The sequence below is a fragment of the Micromonospora sp. NPDC049274 genome (assembly GCF_040678875.1).
Classification (GTDB): Bacteria; Actinomycetota; Actinomycetes; order Mycobacteriales; family Micromonosporaceae; genus Micromonospora.
This window is the reverse complement of the sequence record NZ_JBFAQS010000007.1, coordinates 328,922-344,026: the sequence shown is the minus strand read 5'-3', so window position 1 is coordinate 344,026 and position 15,105 is coordinate 328,922. Positions and strand designations below refer to the sequence as shown.

Below are 15,105 nucleotides of genomic sequence, written 5' to 3'. Positions count from 1 at the left end.
TCACAAACCGGTACGATGCGTGCATGAGCTCCGAGGCGGTCGGCAGGTACATGCCCCCTGTCGTGACGCTCGACGACCTCACCGCCATGATGGCCGCAGACGAGAACCACCGGTATGAAATCAGTCCCGAGGGAGTCGTCTCGATCATGCCGCCGCCGGGATACGCCCATGCGATCATCGCGACCCGGCTCATGGTGTGGCTCGCGCAGGGCGGTCTTCCGGCGGATCGGGTCGCCCAGGCGGTCGGGCTTCGAATCCCCGGTCGCGACGGCGGTGTCGGTGGACGAATTCCGGACCTGGTGGTGTGGAGCAAGGCGCAGACGGACGCAGTCTGGCTGCCCGTCGCCGACGTGCTCCTCGTTATCGAGATCGTCTCGCCGGGCTCGGAGGGCGTCGACACGGTGACTAAGCGCAATGAATACGCTGCCGCCGCCATCCCTCAGTACTGGGTGGTCGATCAGGATTCGACGCAGACCGTCACCATGCACCGACTGGAGGGCGACCACTACGTCGCCCGCGCGACCATGCCGCTCGCCTGGGTCCTCAACACCTCCCCGGAGGAGCACGACCTCGGTTGAGGCCGGGCCGGTCGTCACACCGCGCGGTCGACATACCCTCACGGGATGCGGGGACGATTCGGGATGCGGGGACGATTCGGCGCTGTCCGGCGGTGGCACGGTGAGCATCGGCGGTTCGTCCGTCGTACCTCATTGGCTTTGGTGGCGGGTGCGGTGCTGCTGGCCGGCGGTACGGTCGCCAGCGTGGCGTGGGTTCGCAACGCCGCGGAGGGCCACCTCTACGGCGAGGCCGATGTGCCGGACGCGCCGGTCGCCCTGGTGCTGGGCACCCAGGTGGACCCCGACGGCACGCCGTCACCCTTTCTCGCGGCCCGCCTGGAGGTCGCGCGACGGTTGTTCGAGCGGGGCAAGGTGGCCGCGATCCTCGTGTCCGGCGACAACATGAACGCCGACTACAACGAGCCTGCGGCGATGCTGCGGTGGCTGGTCGACCGGGGTGTGCCGGCGCGGAAGGTGGTCCTGGATTACGCGGGCTTCGACACGTACGACTCCTGCGCGCGGGCGGAGCGGATCTTCGGGGTGACGCGCGCGACGGTCGTGACCCAGTCGTTCCATCTTCCCCGCGCCGTGGCGCTGTGCCGGAGGCTCGGCATCGACGCCAACGGCGTCGGAGACGAGACGGCGAAGCGGTACGCCCGGACGTGGCGGGTCAGTGCCGCCCGCGAGAACGGCGCCTGTCTGAAGGCGGCGCTGGACGTGCTGTCCGGCCGGGACCCGGTCCACCTCGGCCGTCGGGAGACGGCTGTCGACGACGCCCTGCGCGACGCCTGACGTCAGCGCCGAACCCGATCGCGCCTCTCAGCGGGGCGGGCCGGCGCTGTCGCGGACGACGAGTTCGGTGGCGAGTTCGATGCGCGGGCTCTCGCTCTTCTCACCCCCGGCGAGCCGCAGCACGGTCCGGGCGGCCAGCATGCCCATCTCGGCCAGTGGCTGGCGGACCGTGGTCAGCGGCGGGGAGCACCAGCGGACCTCCGGCAGGTCGTCGAAGCCGACCACGCTGATGTCGTCGGGCACCCGCAGGCCGCGTTTGCGGACGGCCTCGTAGACGCCGAGTGCCATCTGGTCGCTGGAGGCGAAGATGGCGGTGGGCGGCTCGGGCAGGGACAACAGTTGCGTACCCGAGGTGAAGCCGGCCTCGTGGTAGAAGTTGCCCGGTCGGATGAGCGCGTCGTCGACGGCGATACCGGCCGCGCCGAGCGCCGCGCGGTAGCCGTCGATCCGGGCCCGGCTGCACATCAGGTGTGGTGGCCCGGCGATGAAGCCGATGCGGCGGTGACCGAGGCCGAGCAAATACTGGTTGGCGCTCAGGCTGCCCGCCCAGTTGGTGGCGCCGATGGTGGGCGACTCCTGCGGGTCGACACCGGCGGGGTCGATGATGACCACCGGCAGGTGCAGCCGGCGCAGCTCCGCCTGCAGAGGCGGGTTCACCATCGACGTCACGAAGATGACGCCCACTGTGGATCGGGTCCGCATGTTGTCCAGCCACTGCTTGGCTGAGGAGATGCGCCAGTGGATGGCGGAGACGACAGTGCCGACGCCACTGGCACGGGCGACGTCCTCCACCCCACGGATGATCTCCACGGCCCAGGGACTGTCGAGGTCGTTGAAGACCAGGTCGATCAGTGCGGCCTCGGTCCGCCGGGCCTGGGTGCGGCGGCGGTAACCGTGGTGGTTGAGCAGCGCCTCGACGCGCTCCCGGGTCTCGGGAGCGACGTCGGAGCGGCCATTGATGACCCGGGAGACCGTGGGCACTGACACACCGGCCAGTCGCGCGATCATTGCGATGGTGACGTTTCGGCCGTTGTCGGAGCCCACGGTCCGCTCCTTCGTCTGGCGGGACGCTTCAGGTGGGTTGGCGATCCGGTGTCGTCACCCCTTGACGCTGCCGGTCAGGCCCCCGATGAGTTGGCGTTCGGCCACGGCGTAGAAGCCCAGGGCGGGAATCATGGACAGGACGACGTAGGCGAGCACCCGGGCGGTGTCGTCGGCGTACTGGCCCTGGAATGCCTGGACCCCGACGGGGAGGGTCCACCAACTCTGGTCGCTGAAGACGACAAGCGGGAGCATGAAGTTGTTCCAGCTCGTCACGACGGCCAGCACCGAGACGGTGGCCAGGGCGGGACGGGCCATCGGCAGCAGGACCCGCCAGAAGAACCCGAAGGAGCCGCAGCCGTCGAGGACGGCGGCCTCCTCCACCTCGGCGGGGATCGTCCGGAAGAACTGGCGCAGGATGATGATGGTGATCGGCAGCCCGAACGCCGCCTGGGGCAGGATGACACCGAGTGGGTTGTCGAGCAGGCCCATGGTGCGGAGCAGGACGAACAGCGGCAGGATGGCCACCGCGAACGGGAACATCAGACCGATCGCGAACAGGGTGACCAGGAACTCGCGGCCCCGGAACGCGTAGCGGGCGAAGACGAACGCCGCCATCGCCGCCGCGCCGACCACGATGAGGGTGCTGCTGACGGCGATGAGCAGGCTGTTGCCGAGCTGTCGCCAGAACACCCCGGAGGCGAAGAGGTCGGTGTAGTTCGTCGGCACCCACGGATCGGGCAGGCCCAGCGGGTTCGTCGACAGTTGACCGTTGTCCTTGAAGCCGCCGATCACGCCGAACCAGACCGGCACGACGATGAGCGCGCCCACGCCGATGCAGATGAGGTGCAGCACGATGCTGCGGGTCCGCTGGGCGCGACTGGTCGTGGCGGTCATCGCTGGCCTCCCTGGTTGGTGATCGCGCCCGCGGTGTCCCGACGCAGGACGATGCGCTGGTAGAACAGGGCGAAGACGAGGCTCAGCAGGAACATGACGATGCTGATCGCGCTGGCGTAGCCGACCTCGAAGCGGCGGAAACCGTACTGGTACATCGTGACGGCCATCGTCTCCGAGGTGTGGATCGGGCCGCCGCGCGTCAACACCCAGACCATGTCGAACAGTTGGATGGTGCCGATGACCGACAGGAAGATGCTGATGCGGATCGTCGGGCCGAGCAGGGGCAGGGTGACGTACCGGAACGCCTGCCAGGCGCTGGCGCCGTCGGTGACCGCGGCCTCGGACAGCTCCTTCGGGATGCCCTGCCGGGCCGCCAGGAACAGCATCATGTAGAGGCCGAAGTACTTCCAGGACACGACCAGGAAGACGGCGAACAGCACGGTGTCCGGGTCGGCGAAGACCGCGCCGGCGTCCGCGCCCAACCACCGCGAGACCGAGTCGCCGAGCCCTCGGTTGGGTGAGAACACCAGCGTGAACAGGACGGCCGTGGTGACCTCGGAGAGCACGTACGGGGCGAAGAAGATCAGCCGGTACGCGGCCCGGCCGCGCAGCGGCTGGTTGAGAAGCATGGCGAGGGCCAGCGCGGCGGGCAACTGCACGGCGAGCGACAGCAGCACCAGCACGAGGCCGCGCCACAGGTCGCCCCGGAACGTCGGATCGCTGAAGGCGCGTGTGTAGTTGTCCAGCCCGACGAAGTTCTCCGGAAGCCCGAAGCCGTTCCACTTGTAGAGGCTGGCGTAGCCGGCCACCAGGATGGGCGCGACCACCAGCAGCAGGAACAGCGCCAGGGCAGGCGCCAGGAAGACGGCGAGGACGCCACCCCGCCCCGGCCGGGGCTGGCGGCCACGCTGACGCGTGGTGCCCGGCCCCGGTGCCGGCGGATCTGTCGCCGTGTCGCCGCGCCTCGTGTCCGACACGGTCGATGGCCTGGTCATGCCTGCTCCACTCGGGTTCTCTCGCCGGCTAGGGATGGATACGGGGTCACGGTCAGACGGTCTTCGCCACCTGCGTGATGTCCTTGAGGATCGCCGCGGGCGCCTTCTTGCCGGCGATGATCTCGGCGACACTGTCGTTGATCTGCTGGCCGAGCGCGGGCGCGTACGCCTGGTCGAGGTAGAGCTGGAAGCCGGTGTTCTTGGCCAGGGTCTCCGCGACGACCTTGTTGTTGGCGTCGGTGATGGCGTCGGTGGCGTCCTTCACCGTGGGCAGCACCGCCCCGGTCTTCGCGGACCGGCGCTGGTTGTCGGCGCTGAGCAGGAACTTCAGGAAGTCGATGGTGGCGGCCGGAGCGTCCTTGCCGACGGCGAAGCCGTTGCCACCGCCGAAGACCTCGGTGGAGGTGCCCTTGCCGCCGTCCACGGCCGGGAACGGGAAGAAGCCCAGCTTGTCACCGATGCCCTTCTTGCTGGTGGAGCTGGACCCCTGCACCGCCGGCGCCCACTGACCCATCAGCTCCATGGCCGCGCCGCCGTTGCCCATGGTGGCGGCCTGCCCGTCGGGTGAGCCGTACTCGGCGCCGAGAAAGCCCTTCTGGAAGGGCTGCAGGTCGACGAGTTCCTTGAGCCGCTCGCCGGCCGCGGCGAGGTCGGGGGTGTCGAAGTTCTTGTCGTCGACGGCCTTCTGCAGCGCGCCGACGCCGCCGATCCGCATGGCCAGGTAGGACCAGTAGAAGTGGGCAGGCCACTTGTCCTTGCCGGCGATGGCGACCGGGGTGATGCCGGCGGTCTTGAGCTTGCGGACCGCGTCGAGCAGAGCCGCCCAGGTGGCGGGCGCCTCGGTGATGCCGGCACGGGCGAAGAGATCCTTGTTGTACCAGAACCCGACCATGCCGATGTCGAACGGGATGCCGTAGATCTTGCCGTCGATCGTGTACGGCTGCATGGCGGCGGGAAGGATGCCGGCGACCAGGTCCTTCACGTCATCGGTGAGGTCCTTGACCAGGCCCGCGTCGACCTGCTGCTTGAGCACGCCGCCGCCCCACGACTGGAAGAGGTCCGGCGGGTCGCCGGCCTGCGTGGCGGTGGTCAGCTTGGCCTTGAACGCCTCGTTCTCCAGCGGCTGGATGGTGAACGTGACGTTGCTGTGCGCGGTCTTGTACTCGTTGGCCATCGCGGCCCACACCGGCAGCATCGGCTCGGTGTTCTGGATGTGCCACCAGTTGATGGTCTGCGGTGCGTTCGGGTCGCTGGACTTCTCGTCGCCGCTGCAGGCGCTGAGCAGGTAGGCGCCGGCGCCGGCGCCGGCGAGGCCGAGCAGCGATCGGCGGGAAAGGTGCGCTGTCATGATCCATCCCTTCGGGGACTCACGGGTTGCTCGGACGCCGGCCGAGCCGGCAAGGGTTCGAACCTGGATCTCCGGAACTTTCATTGCTTCGTCGGTATTACCGATCGATGGCCGGGACGCTACGAGCAGTTCCCCCAGCGGTCAAGACCCCTGTCCTATCGCGATAAGACCGGCTACCGTACGAGGGGCTTCCAGTGATCTGGTCCCGCAAGTTTCCGGAAGTTTCATAGCCGCACAGAGGAGCCCCCGTGTCGACCGACACCGCTGACGTGGCGACCGCTGCCTGGTCGATCCGCAACCCCGTCCTCGCCGGGTTCCACCCGGATCCGTCGATCCTGCGCGTCGGCGACGACTTCTACCTGGCCACCTCGACGTTCGAGTGGTATCCGGGGGTCCGCGTGCACCACTCGCGCGACCTCGTCCACTGGCGCCCCCTGGGCGGCATCATCACCGACCGCCGCCTGCTCGACCTGCGCGGCTGCGGCGACTCCAACGGTGTGTGGGCGCCCGACCTGACGTACCACGATGGGGAGTTCCACCTCGTCTACAGCGACGTGGCGAGCTTCGCCAGCGGCTACTGGGATCCGCAGAACTTCCTGATCACCGCACCGGACATCGCCGGCCCCTGGTCGGATCCGGTGAAACTGCACGGGCGCGGCTTCGACGCCGCCCTGTTCCACGACGACGACGGCACCAGCTGGCTGCTGAGCATGAGCGCCGACTGGCGACCCGGCCGGGACCGCTTCGGTGGCATCGAGATCCAGCAGTACGACCGCGCGGCCCGTCGTCTCGTCGGCCGGCCCCGCATCCTGTTCACCGGCACGCCGGTAGGCGTCACCGAGGGCCCGCACCTGTACCGCCACGACGGCTGGTACTGGCTGATCACCGCCGAGGGCGGCACGAGCTGGGAGCACCAGGTCACCGTGGCCCGCTCGCGGGAGCTGTTCGGCCCGTACGAGGTGGACCCGGACGGGCCGCTGCTCAGCTCCGTGGGTCGGCCGGACCTGCGGTTGCAGAAGGCCGGTCACGGCAGCCTGGTCCAGACCCCCGACGACGGGTGGTACCTGGCCCACCTGGTCGGCCGCCCCTACTCGCCGCTGGGCAACTGCGTGCTGGGCCGGGAGACGGCGATCCAGCGGGTCGAGTGGCCGTCGGGCGGTTGGCCCCGGATTCCCGGTGGCGTGCCCGCCGAGGAGGTCGCCGCTCCCGACCTGGCCCCGCATCCGTGGCCGGACGAGCCCGCCACCGACGACTTCGACGCCGCTGAGCTCGGCTCCTGCTGGTCGACGCTGCGCCGGCCGGCCACTCCGGACTGGGTCGACCTGCGGTCGCGCCCCTCGCACCTGCGGGTCCACGGTGGGCAGTCGCCGGTGGGACGACAGGCGCCGAGCCTGGTCGCGCGACGTGTCGGGGCGACGCACTGCTCGCTGGAGACCGTTGTCGAGTTCGACCCGGTCGACCACCGTCAACTCGCCGGGATCACCGCGTACTACAACACCCTCAACTGGCATCACCTCTACCTGACCCGCGCCGACGACGGGCGTACGGTGCTGGAGCTGCTCAGCTCCGACAACGGGCGGCGCACCCCGTACCCGGACCTGACCGTCGACGCCAGCGGTGTGGAACGGGTCGGTCTGCGGGCGGTGTTCGACGGGCCCGTGGTGCGTTTCGACTACGACCTCGGCGCGGGTTGGCAGCGGCTGCCCGTCGACCTGGACGCGACCATCCTGTCCGACGAGCACGCCGCCCTGATCATCGACGGGGAGCCGGCGGCGTGGGGCTTCACCGGGGCGTTCGTCGGCCTGTGGGTGCAGGATCTCGGCGGCGACGGGGTGTACGCCGACTTCGACCGGGCCACCTACCGGGAGCACTGACCACGCGGACGGCACAGATGCCGCCCGCGTGGGGGGTGCCTCCTAGCTGACTTGGGCGGCGACAGCGCGCAGCTGACCGAGGGTGGTCCGGAAGCCGTGACCTGAGGCAGCCGGATCCTCGGCGAGCAGGCCGCTGACGGCCATGGCCTGCGAGCGGGTCGACGCGACGGCGTCGTCGCCGGATCCGGTCACGTCGAACACACCGAAGTCGCCGCTGAGCGTCCGGAACGTCGGGGTCCCGGGGTCCTGGGACAGGTAGAGCACCACGACCTGACCCGCTTCGAGCTTCGACATGTGGGCCATGTCCGCGACACCGGCGTCGAGGCTGGCGAGCGTGATGCGCGCCCCGGGACGTACACCGGATTCGCCCTTGGCCCGCAGCACCTCGTCGACCCGGAAGCCGGCCGACTCGACCGCGCCGCGGACGACCAGGTCCGCTGTCTCGCTGAGCTGCCGCACCGTGCCGTACCCGCGCAGCTTGCCCCGCGCCGGCGGAGGCGGCGCGGCGTCCGTCGGCGCGGCCGCGCTGGTGGCGGGCGCGGCGGCCGGCGCGGCGGTGTCGCCGCTGCCGCAGGCGGACAGCGCCGCCACGGCGAGCACGGCGGCGGCCGTGGCCCAGAAAGGCCGGGTACGGCGGAGGTCGACTGCCATGGAACGCTCCTCGCGTCTCGGTGCCGCGGCACTGCTGCCGCCATGATCCGTTGCCGGACGACGATAGCCAACCGCGCTCAGGCCACGTCGACGGCGAGATGAACAATGGGCCCGCTCACGTCGGTAAGCTCGTCAGCTCGAACAGGTGCCCAAGCGCCCGCCGTGCGGCATCCGGGCTGGCGGCCAGCAGCGGCAGCCGTACCGCGGCGGTCGGGATGCGACCCTGCGCGTGCAGGACCGCTTTGATCACCGCCGGGTTGGGCTCGGCGAACAACGCCGCAGACAGGCCCGCGAGCCGATGGCCGAGTGATCGCCCACGCGCGAGGTCGCCCGTGTGCCAGTGCTCGACCAATCGGACGAAGTCCGCCGTGGCGACGTGGGCCGAGGCGACGATGGCGCCGTGCGCGCCGAGGGCGAGCAACGGGGAGATGAGCGGATCCTCGCCGCCGAGCACGGCGAAGCCGGGCCGGAGGTCGGCGAGGAAGTCGACGGTCCCGGTGTCGATCCCCCCGGCGGCGTACTTGATGCCGATGACGCCGGGCAGGTCGGCGAGCCGCCGAAGCTCGTCCGCGCTGAGCTGCTGTCCGGTGCGGTACGGGACGTGGTAGACGACAAGTGGCACCGGGCTGGCCTTGGCGAGGTGGGCGAAGTAGGCGAGCACACCCGCGCCGCCCGGCCGGAGGAACGGCGGCACCAGGCTGAGAGCGGCCGTCACCTCGGGACGTTCGCCCAGGGCGTGCAGGGCCTCGACGCTGTTGGCACCGACGAGCAGACGCGCGCGGCGCGTACGGCACACCGCGACGAGGGCGTCGAGCACTTCGCGTCGCTCCTCGCCGCTGAGGGACGTCGGCTCCCCCGTCGTGCCGAGAGCGACCAGACCAGCCGCTCCGGCATCCAACGCATCGTGCGCGAGGAGCGTCAGCGCGTCGAGGGCGACGGCCCCGGACGCGTCGAACGGCGTGATCAGCGGGACGTACAGGCCGGTCAAGGTCATGTCTCCACCCTCGTACGACGACAGATGAAGGTCCAGTTCCGATTGCTCAACCAATACGTAAGCTGAACTGATGCTTGACGTCCGCCGGCTACGGCTGCTCAGCGACCTGCATCGGCTCGGCACGATAGCGGCGGTCGCCGAAGCCCGTACGTACACACCGTCGGCGGTCTCGCAGCAGTTGGCCGCGCTGGAACGGGAAGCCGGGGTGCCGCTGCTGGAACGCACCGGCCGCCGGGTGGCATTCACCGCGGCCGGGCAGATCCTGGTCCGGCACACCGAAACCGTCCTGGCCGCGCTGGAAGAAGCGGACGCCGCGATCGCCGCCGTCCGGACCGGACCCGCCGGACCGGTCCGGATCGGCGCTTTCCCCAGCGCCATGCGCACCCTGTTGCCGCCGGTGCTGGTCGCGCTCGGCCGTGAGCACCCGGCGCTGGAGCTGACGGTCACCGAACTGGACCCGGTCGCGGTTCCGGCCGCGCTGCTCGAACGGAGCCTCGACGTCGGCCTGCTCAACGACTACGACATCGCGCCCGCCGAGGCTGACCCGGCGCTGGACTCCGTACCGCTGCTGGAAGAGACGGTCTACCTGGCCGAACCGGTGGCCACCGCGACCGGTGCCCTGGACGATGTCTCCGACATGCCGTGGATATCGGCCACGTCCGGCACGTTGTGTCACGAGGTCACCCTGCGGGTCTGCCGGGCCGCCGGATTCACCCCGCAGGCCCGCCACCACGCCGATGACTTCGCCACCGTCCTGGCCCTGGTCGCCGCCGGGCAGGGCGTTTCCCTCGTACCCGAGCTCGCCGCCGCCTCGCCGCCCGCCGAGGTCCGGTTGACCGCCCTGCCGACCCGGCGGCGTACCCGGATCGCGTTCCGTCGCGGCGCCGCCGCCCATCCGGCCGTCGCCGCGGTGATCGCCGCTCTGCACGCCGCCACCCGCGAAGGACGCGCATCGACCATCCTGGGGACCCGGAGTTCCCTCTGACCGGACAGAAGCATCGGTGAACGACCGGATCGCCCGGATCACGAGCAAGCTCGCGGCACGCTCGGCGGTGAGATGTGCGAGATTCATGGACGTGAGTGGTCCCAGCCTGAGCACGTGTCAACCACCATGGGTTTTCGTGACCCGCGAGGACGATCCTTGGATAGTCGCCGAGGTGGCCGAGCTGCGGAAGCAGGGTGCGCGGGTAGCGAAGCTGCACGCCCACGAGTTGCGACAGCCGGCGTCACTGTTTGCGGCCTTCGCCCGCGAGCTGTCGTTCCCTGGCTACTTCGGCCACAACTGGGATGCGCTCGTGGACTGCCTGCACGACTGGCACGGCCATGACACCGCCGACCAGGCCCTCGTTGTCCTGATAGAGGAGGCCGACGAACTGATCGGCGCCGAGTTCCTGGGTCTCTTCGTGTCGGCGCTCTGCCAGGCGGCATGGCACGCGAACCGTCAACTCGACGCCGACGGCATTCCTCATGAAGATCGACCGCCGTTCGCCCTGCACTTCGTCTTCCTACTCGCGCGGGCGGAGCCCGCCGCTTGGGCTGAGCCAGTTGCCGCCGGTCCAGACGTGGGCGTGGCTCTCACTGATGGCCGGCTGAGCGCGACGCTCATCGGCGAGGACGGCCCGATGCTGACTCAACACGTTCCGTCGGAGCAGGTGTGACACCGCATCACCACAGCGAGGAGGACGGTTGTTGAGTGGCGGTTGCCCCGAGCCGGCCAGGGCGTGGCCCTCATCCCCCAGCTCGCCGTCGCAGAGCCGCCCGCGCAGTCCGGCTCCTCCCGCTGGCCATCCGCCGCATGCGCGTCACCTACCTCAGGGGCACGGGCGAGTATCCCGCGGTGGTCGCCTGCGTGACCGCGCCCCGCAGTGCCACCGACGACTTGCTCGGCTGACCCGCGATTGACAGTTGATCGACGTGCTGCTATTTGTTAATACAGTTTCCTAATGCTCGCGGTTGCTCGCCGGGGCCGATCGCCGCGCCGGGCACCGACCGGCCGGCGGCACGCCGCCCCTTCCCCGAGGAACACCATGGTGCGCAAGAGAACAGCCGCCTACGTCGTGGGCACCCTGCTTATCGGTGTCGCGGCGATCGGCTACGGCCTGCCGTCGGCCAGCGCCGCGACCGCCGGCCCGATCACCGGCCTCGGTGGCAAGTGCGTCGACGTCGCCGGCGCCAATCCGGCCAACGGCACGGCGGTGCAGCTCTACGACTGCAACGGCAGCGCGGCCCAGACGTGGACGGTCGGCAACTCCGACGCCTCGATCCGCGCGCTCGGCAAATGCCTCGACGTCACCGCAGCGTCGACCGCCAACGGCGCCAAGGTCCAGCTGTACGACTGCAACAACACCGGCGCCCAGAAGTGGACGGCCAGCAGTGGCGCCCTGGTCAACACCGCCTCGGGCAAGTGCCTGGACGTGACCGACCGGAGCACCGCCAACGGCGCGCGGTTGCAGATCTGGACCTGCGGCGGCACCACCAACCAGCGATGGACCCTGCCCGGCGGCAGCACCACCCCCACGCCGACCGCCAGCGTGCCGGCCGGCACCAACCTCGACGACGCGGCGAAGAAGGACGTCGCCATGCAGCTCGTCTCGGCGGCGGAGAACTCCTCTCTGGACTGGCGCGCGCAGTTCTCCTACATCGAGGACATCGGCGACGGCCGTGGCTACACCGCCGGCATCATCGGCTTCTGCTCCGGCACCGGCGACATGCTGGAGCTGGTCGAGGCGTACACCAGCAGCAAGCCGGGCAACGTGCTGGCCGGATACCTGCCGGCGCTGCGCAACGTCAACGGCACCGCGTCGCACGCCGGCCTCGACCCCAACTTCCCCCGCGACTGGCGGACCGCCGCCAACGACTCGGTGTTCCGGGCCGCGCAGGAAGCCGAACGGGACCGGGTGTACTTCAACCCGTCGGTCCGCGACGGCAAGAACGACCAGGTCCGGGCCCTCGGCCAGTTCGCCTACTACGACGCGGCGGTGATGCACGGGTACGAGGGCATGCGCCAGATCCGCAGCCGCGCCCTCGCCCGGGCGAAGCCGCCGGCCCAAGGCGGCGACGAGCGGACCTGGCTCAACGCGTTCCTCGACGAGCGGGTCATCGAGATGAAGAAGGAAGAGGCCCACTCGGACACGTCCCGCGTCGACACCGCACAGCGGGTCTTCCTCAACAACGGCAACTTCAACCTGAACACGCCGCTGACGTTCGCCGTCTACGGCCAGCAGTTCCGCATCGGCTAGGGACCGCACGCACCGAAGCTCAGGGCGTCGCCTCGCGGCGCCCTGAGCCGTGCCGTCAAGCGACCTTGCCGTGACGCTGACGCTCGGCGCCACCTCCAACAAATCTTCAGCGCCGACCACGTTCCAGCGTCCTGACGTGGCATGCGCGTGCCGCCACTGTCCGTCACCTGTGCTCACCGCAGCAACCACCGCGAGTCTGCGTAGAGGAAGACGCCAGCAGACATGGGGAGCGCCGGAGCGGCGGGTGACTCCCTCACATCCCGCACGTCCCGCGTCGTGACGGCCCGACGGGTGCAGACCGACAGGCACCGGCACACTCATCGCCGCGACGAGACCCTGTTTCGCAACGATAGATCACCTCCAGTGTCCACAGCCGGAGTCTGCTCGAGGCCCCACCGTGCTGGAGAACCATTGATCATCATGAACGTTACTTGTCGTACACCTGTTCTAGTATCGGTTCATGGTTGAGGAGTTGGTGCAGGCGGACGGCGTGGTCGCCGCCTGCACCGACATGGCCCCCTGGGCCCTCGCCGACCACGACCTGATCGCCGCGCTCGACGCCGCGCACCGCCTCCAGCAACGCCTCGCCGCAGTCACGTCGGCTCTCGTGCGCGAGGTGGACAGCCGGGGCACCGCGACGGCGCAGGGCGCGTCCTCAACCGCCGTCTGGCTGCGCGAACGGCTCCGGCTAACCGTCCCCGCCGCCCGCCGACTGGTCGACCTCGCCACCACTCTGGACACCGGCAACCCTGGGGTACGACAGGCGCTCGCCGACGGGCACATCACCCAGGAGCAGGCCCGGGTCATCGCCGACACCGTCACCACCGTGCACACCACCGCCGGCGCGGAGGCCGCCGACAAGGCCGTCGGTCTGCTGGTCGACTGGGCCGGACGGTTCGACCCCAACCTGCTGGGCAAACTCAGCACCCGCATTCTCGACCACGTCGCCCCCGAGGTCGCCGACGCCGCCGCCGAAGCCGCGCTGCGAGCGGCCGAGTCACGGGCCGCCCGCGACCGGCACCTCACCCTCTCCCAGCAGACCGACGGCCGACTCCGGCTCACCGGCACCCTCGACGCCGAGACCGCTGGCCTGCTCCGCGCCGCCATCGACCCGCTGACAGCACCGTCCGGGCCCGACGACACCCGCACCCCGGGCCAACGCCGCCACGACGCCCTCGCCGACGTCTGCCGACTCGCGCTGCGCACCGGCGACCTCCCTGAAAACGGCGGCGATCCCACCCAGCTCGTCATCACCACCAGCTACGACGAACTGATCCGACAGTTGGGCATCGGTGCTCTCGACACCGGCCTGCAGCTCACGCCCGAGGCCGTGCGCCGCCTCGCCTGCGACGCCGCCATCCTGCCCGCCGTGCTCGGCGGCGCCGGCCAACCCCTCGACGTCGGCCGACAACGCCGGCTCGTCATCGGCCCGCTACGTCGGGCGCTGCTGCTCCGCGACCGTGGCTGCGCGTTCCCGGGCTGCGATCGTCCACCCCGCTGGTGCGACGCCCACCACATCCGACACTGGGCCGACGGCGGCGACACGAGCCTGACCAACGCTGTCCTGCTCTGCGGCCACCACCACCGGCACCTCCACCACGGCGACTGGTCCGTGCGCATCGGCGGCGACGGCCATCCCGAATTCATCCCACCCACCTGGCTCGACCCCGCACAGCTCCCCCGCCGAAACCACTACCATCGACGAACGTAAGCACGGCAGCCAACAGAACAACGACACGCGCGCAGATGATCAGCGCGTCACCAGCTGAGCCAGCCCGCCACCCGATCACCTGCGCCATTGGTCGCCTGACCTCGTTCGATGGCACCGCGCGGGGAGTCGTCGCGCGGCTTGCCTTGACGCCAACGACAAGGTTTAGCCTGGTCGCGACGGGCTGGTCGAGGAGGTCTGATGCTGATCGGCGAGCTGGCGGAACGGGCCGGCACGAGCACCCGGACGCTGCGCTACTACGAGGCCCACGGGTTGGTACGCCCACAGCGCTCGGCCAACGGCTACCGCGTCTACGACGAGGCGGAGCTGCGGGTCGTCCGGGAGATCCGGGCGCTGCTCGACGTCGGCTTCGGCCTCGACGACGTCCGCCCGTTCGTCGCGTGCCTGCGGGCGGGCAACTCGTCCGGCGACGTCTGCCCGGATTCGGTGCTGGTGCTGCGGCGCAAGCTCGCCGAGGTCGACGACTATCTCGTTCGGCTCACCGCGGTCCGTCAGCAGTTACGCACCCAGCTCACCCACGCCATCGCGCACCGGGAGGAAACATGCCCCAGGAAACGACAGTCGGCTCCCTGACCACCGTCACCGATGCCACGTTCGCCGAGCTGGTGCTGACCAGCGACCGGCCCGTCGTGGTCGACTTCTGGGCCGAGTGGTGCCCACCCTGCAAGATGATCGAGAAAAGCCTCGTCGAGCTGGCCCAGGAGTTCGGCGATCGGATGGTCATCGCCAAGCTCAATTCCGACGAGAACCCGCAGACCACGCGGCGCTACCAGGTCATGTCCCTGCCGACGCTGCTGGTGTTCCGGCGGGGTGAGGTCGTCGGCTCGATCGTCGGGTCCCGGCCGAAGCTCCACCTGCGGCAGAGCCTGACCCTGCACGCCGGCCTCTGACCGTCACCGCTGCTCGAGTCAGGAATCACTCCTACAGACGAGTAGTTCCTCACCCTGACTGGGGCGGTGGGCGCAGCCGCAGGTCGCGAGCCGGGTGG

15 protein-coding genes are annotated in these 15,105 nt (G+C 70.0%); 9 read left to right on the top strand and 6 right to left on the bottom strand.

All coding sequences use genetic code 11. From position 1 onward, the window contains the following. The first annotated feature begins 23 nt into the window (after nt 1–23). Nucleotides 24–578 (top strand): Uma2 family endonuclease, encoded by a 555-nt coding sequence (locus AB0K10_RS16520; RefSeq protein WP_363684189.1) that lies wholly within the window; start codon nt 24–26, stop codon nt 576–578. Between the two features lie 63 nt (nt 579–641). After that, nucleotides 642–1,349, top strand: coding sequence for an ElyC/SanA/YdcF family protein (locus AB0K10_RS16515; protein ID WP_363684263.1), 708 nt, complete (start codon nt 642–644; stop codon nt 1,347–1,349). A gap of 27 nt (nt 1,350–1,376) precedes the next feature. Here AB0K10_RS16515 and AB0K10_RS16510 read toward each other — a convergent pair whose 3' ends face one another. Genes AB0K10_RS16510 through AB0K10_RS16495 form a run of 4 tightly spaced genes read right to left on the bottom strand, consistent with a single transcriptional unit; the run spans nt 1,377 to nt 5,630 of the window. Further along, nucleotides 1,377–2,393: a LacI family DNA-binding transcriptional regulator gene (locus AB0K10_RS16510; protein ID WP_363684187.1), complete on the bottom strand. Its 1,017-nt coding sequence runs from the start codon at nt 2,391–2,393 to the stop codon at nt 1,377–1,379. 54 nt (nt 2,394–2,447) lie between these two features. Next, nucleotides 2,448–3,287 carry a carbohydrate ABC transporter permease gene (locus tag AB0K10_RS16505; protein WP_363684185.1) on the bottom strand — a complete coding sequence of 280 codons (840 nt, stop codon included), beginning with the start codon at nt 3,285–3,287 and terminating at the stop codon, nt 2,448–2,450. Continuing rightward, entirely contained in the window at nt 3,284–4,282 is a 999-nt protein-coding gene (locus AB0K10_RS16500; RefSeq protein WP_363684183.1) for a sugar ABC transporter permease, read from the bottom strand. The genes AB0K10_RS16505 and AB0K10_RS16500 overlap by 4 nt, the downstream gene beginning before the upstream one ends. A gap of 52 nt (nt 4,283–4,334) precedes the next feature. Further along, on the bottom strand, nt 4,335–5,630 hold the full coding sequence (locus AB0K10_RS16495) for an extracellular solute-binding protein (RefSeq protein WP_363684181.1): 1,296 nt from the start codon (nt 5,628–5,630) through the stop codon (nt 4,335–4,337). Between the two features lie 248 nt (nt 5,631–5,878). On the opposite strand from AB0K10_RS16495, the gene AB0K10_RS16490 reads away from it, so the two are divergent. Continuing rightward, on the top strand, nt 5,879–7,504 hold the full coding sequence (locus tag AB0K10_RS16490) for a glycoside hydrolase family 43 protein (RefSeq protein WP_363684179.1): 1,626 nt from the start codon (nt 5,879–5,881) through the stop codon (nt 7,502–7,504). A 42-nt stretch (nt 7,505–7,546) separates the two neighbouring features. Here the strand turns inward: AB0K10_RS16490 and AB0K10_RS16485 are convergent, their stop codons facing one another. Both AB0K10_RS16485 and AB0K10_RS16480 read right to left on the bottom strand, forming a co-directional pair. Further along, nucleotides 7,547–8,155: a hypothetical protein gene (locus AB0K10_RS16485; RefSeq protein WP_363684177.1), complete on the bottom strand. Its 609-nt coding sequence runs from the start codon at nt 8,153–8,155 to the stop codon at nt 7,547–7,549. A 115-nt stretch (nt 8,156–8,270) separates the two neighbouring features. Beyond that, a complete protein-coding gene (locus AB0K10_RS16480; protein ID WP_363684175.1) occupies nt 8,271–9,149 on the bottom strand; it encodes a dihydrodipicolinate synthase family protein in 879 nt (292 codons plus the stop codon). A 70-nt stretch (nt 9,150–9,219) separates the two neighbouring features. On the opposite strand from AB0K10_RS16480, the gene AB0K10_RS16475 reads away from it, so the two are divergent. The 6 genes from AB0K10_RS16475 (at nt 9,220) to trxA (ending at nt 15,007) form a co-directional block, all read left to right on the top strand. Further along, nucleotides 9,220–10,134, top strand: coding sequence for a LysR family transcriptional regulator (locus AB0K10_RS16475; protein ID WP_363684173.1), 915 nt, complete (start codon nt 9,220–9,222; stop codon nt 10,132–10,134). A 136-nt stretch (nt 10,135–10,270) separates the two neighbouring features. Further along, nucleotides 10,271–10,807 (top strand): barstar family protein, encoded by a 537-nt coding sequence (locus tag AB0K10_RS16470; RefSeq protein WP_363684171.1) that lies wholly within the window; start codon nt 10,271–10,273, stop codon nt 10,805–10,807. A gap of 369 nt (nt 10,808–11,176) precedes the next feature. Further along, complete coding sequence (locus AB0K10_RS16465) at nt 11,177–12,388, top strand: chitosanase (protein WP_363684169.1); 1,212 nt, start codon at nt 11,177–11,179, stop codon at nt 12,386–12,388. A 460-nt stretch (nt 12,389–12,848) separates the two neighbouring features. Then, nucleotides 12,849–14,099 (top strand): DUF222 domain-containing protein, encoded by a 1,251-nt coding sequence (locus AB0K10_RS16460; protein ID WP_363684167.1) that lies wholly within the window; start codon nt 12,849–12,851, stop codon nt 14,097–14,099. 198 nt (nt 14,100–14,297) lie between these two features. Beyond that, a complete protein-coding gene (locus AB0K10_RS16455) occupies nt 14,298–14,690 on the top strand; it encodes a MerR family transcriptional regulator (protein ID WP_363684165.1) in 393 nt (130 codons plus the stop codon). Next, nucleotides 14,660–15,007, top strand: coding sequence for a thioredoxin (gene trxA / locus AB0K10_RS16450; RefSeq protein WP_363684163.1), 348 nt, complete (start codon nt 14,660–14,662; stop codon nt 15,005–15,007). Before AB0K10_RS16455 ends, trxA begins: the two co-directional genes overlap by 31 nt. The last annotated feature ends 98 nt before the right edge of the window (nt 15,008–15,105 follow it).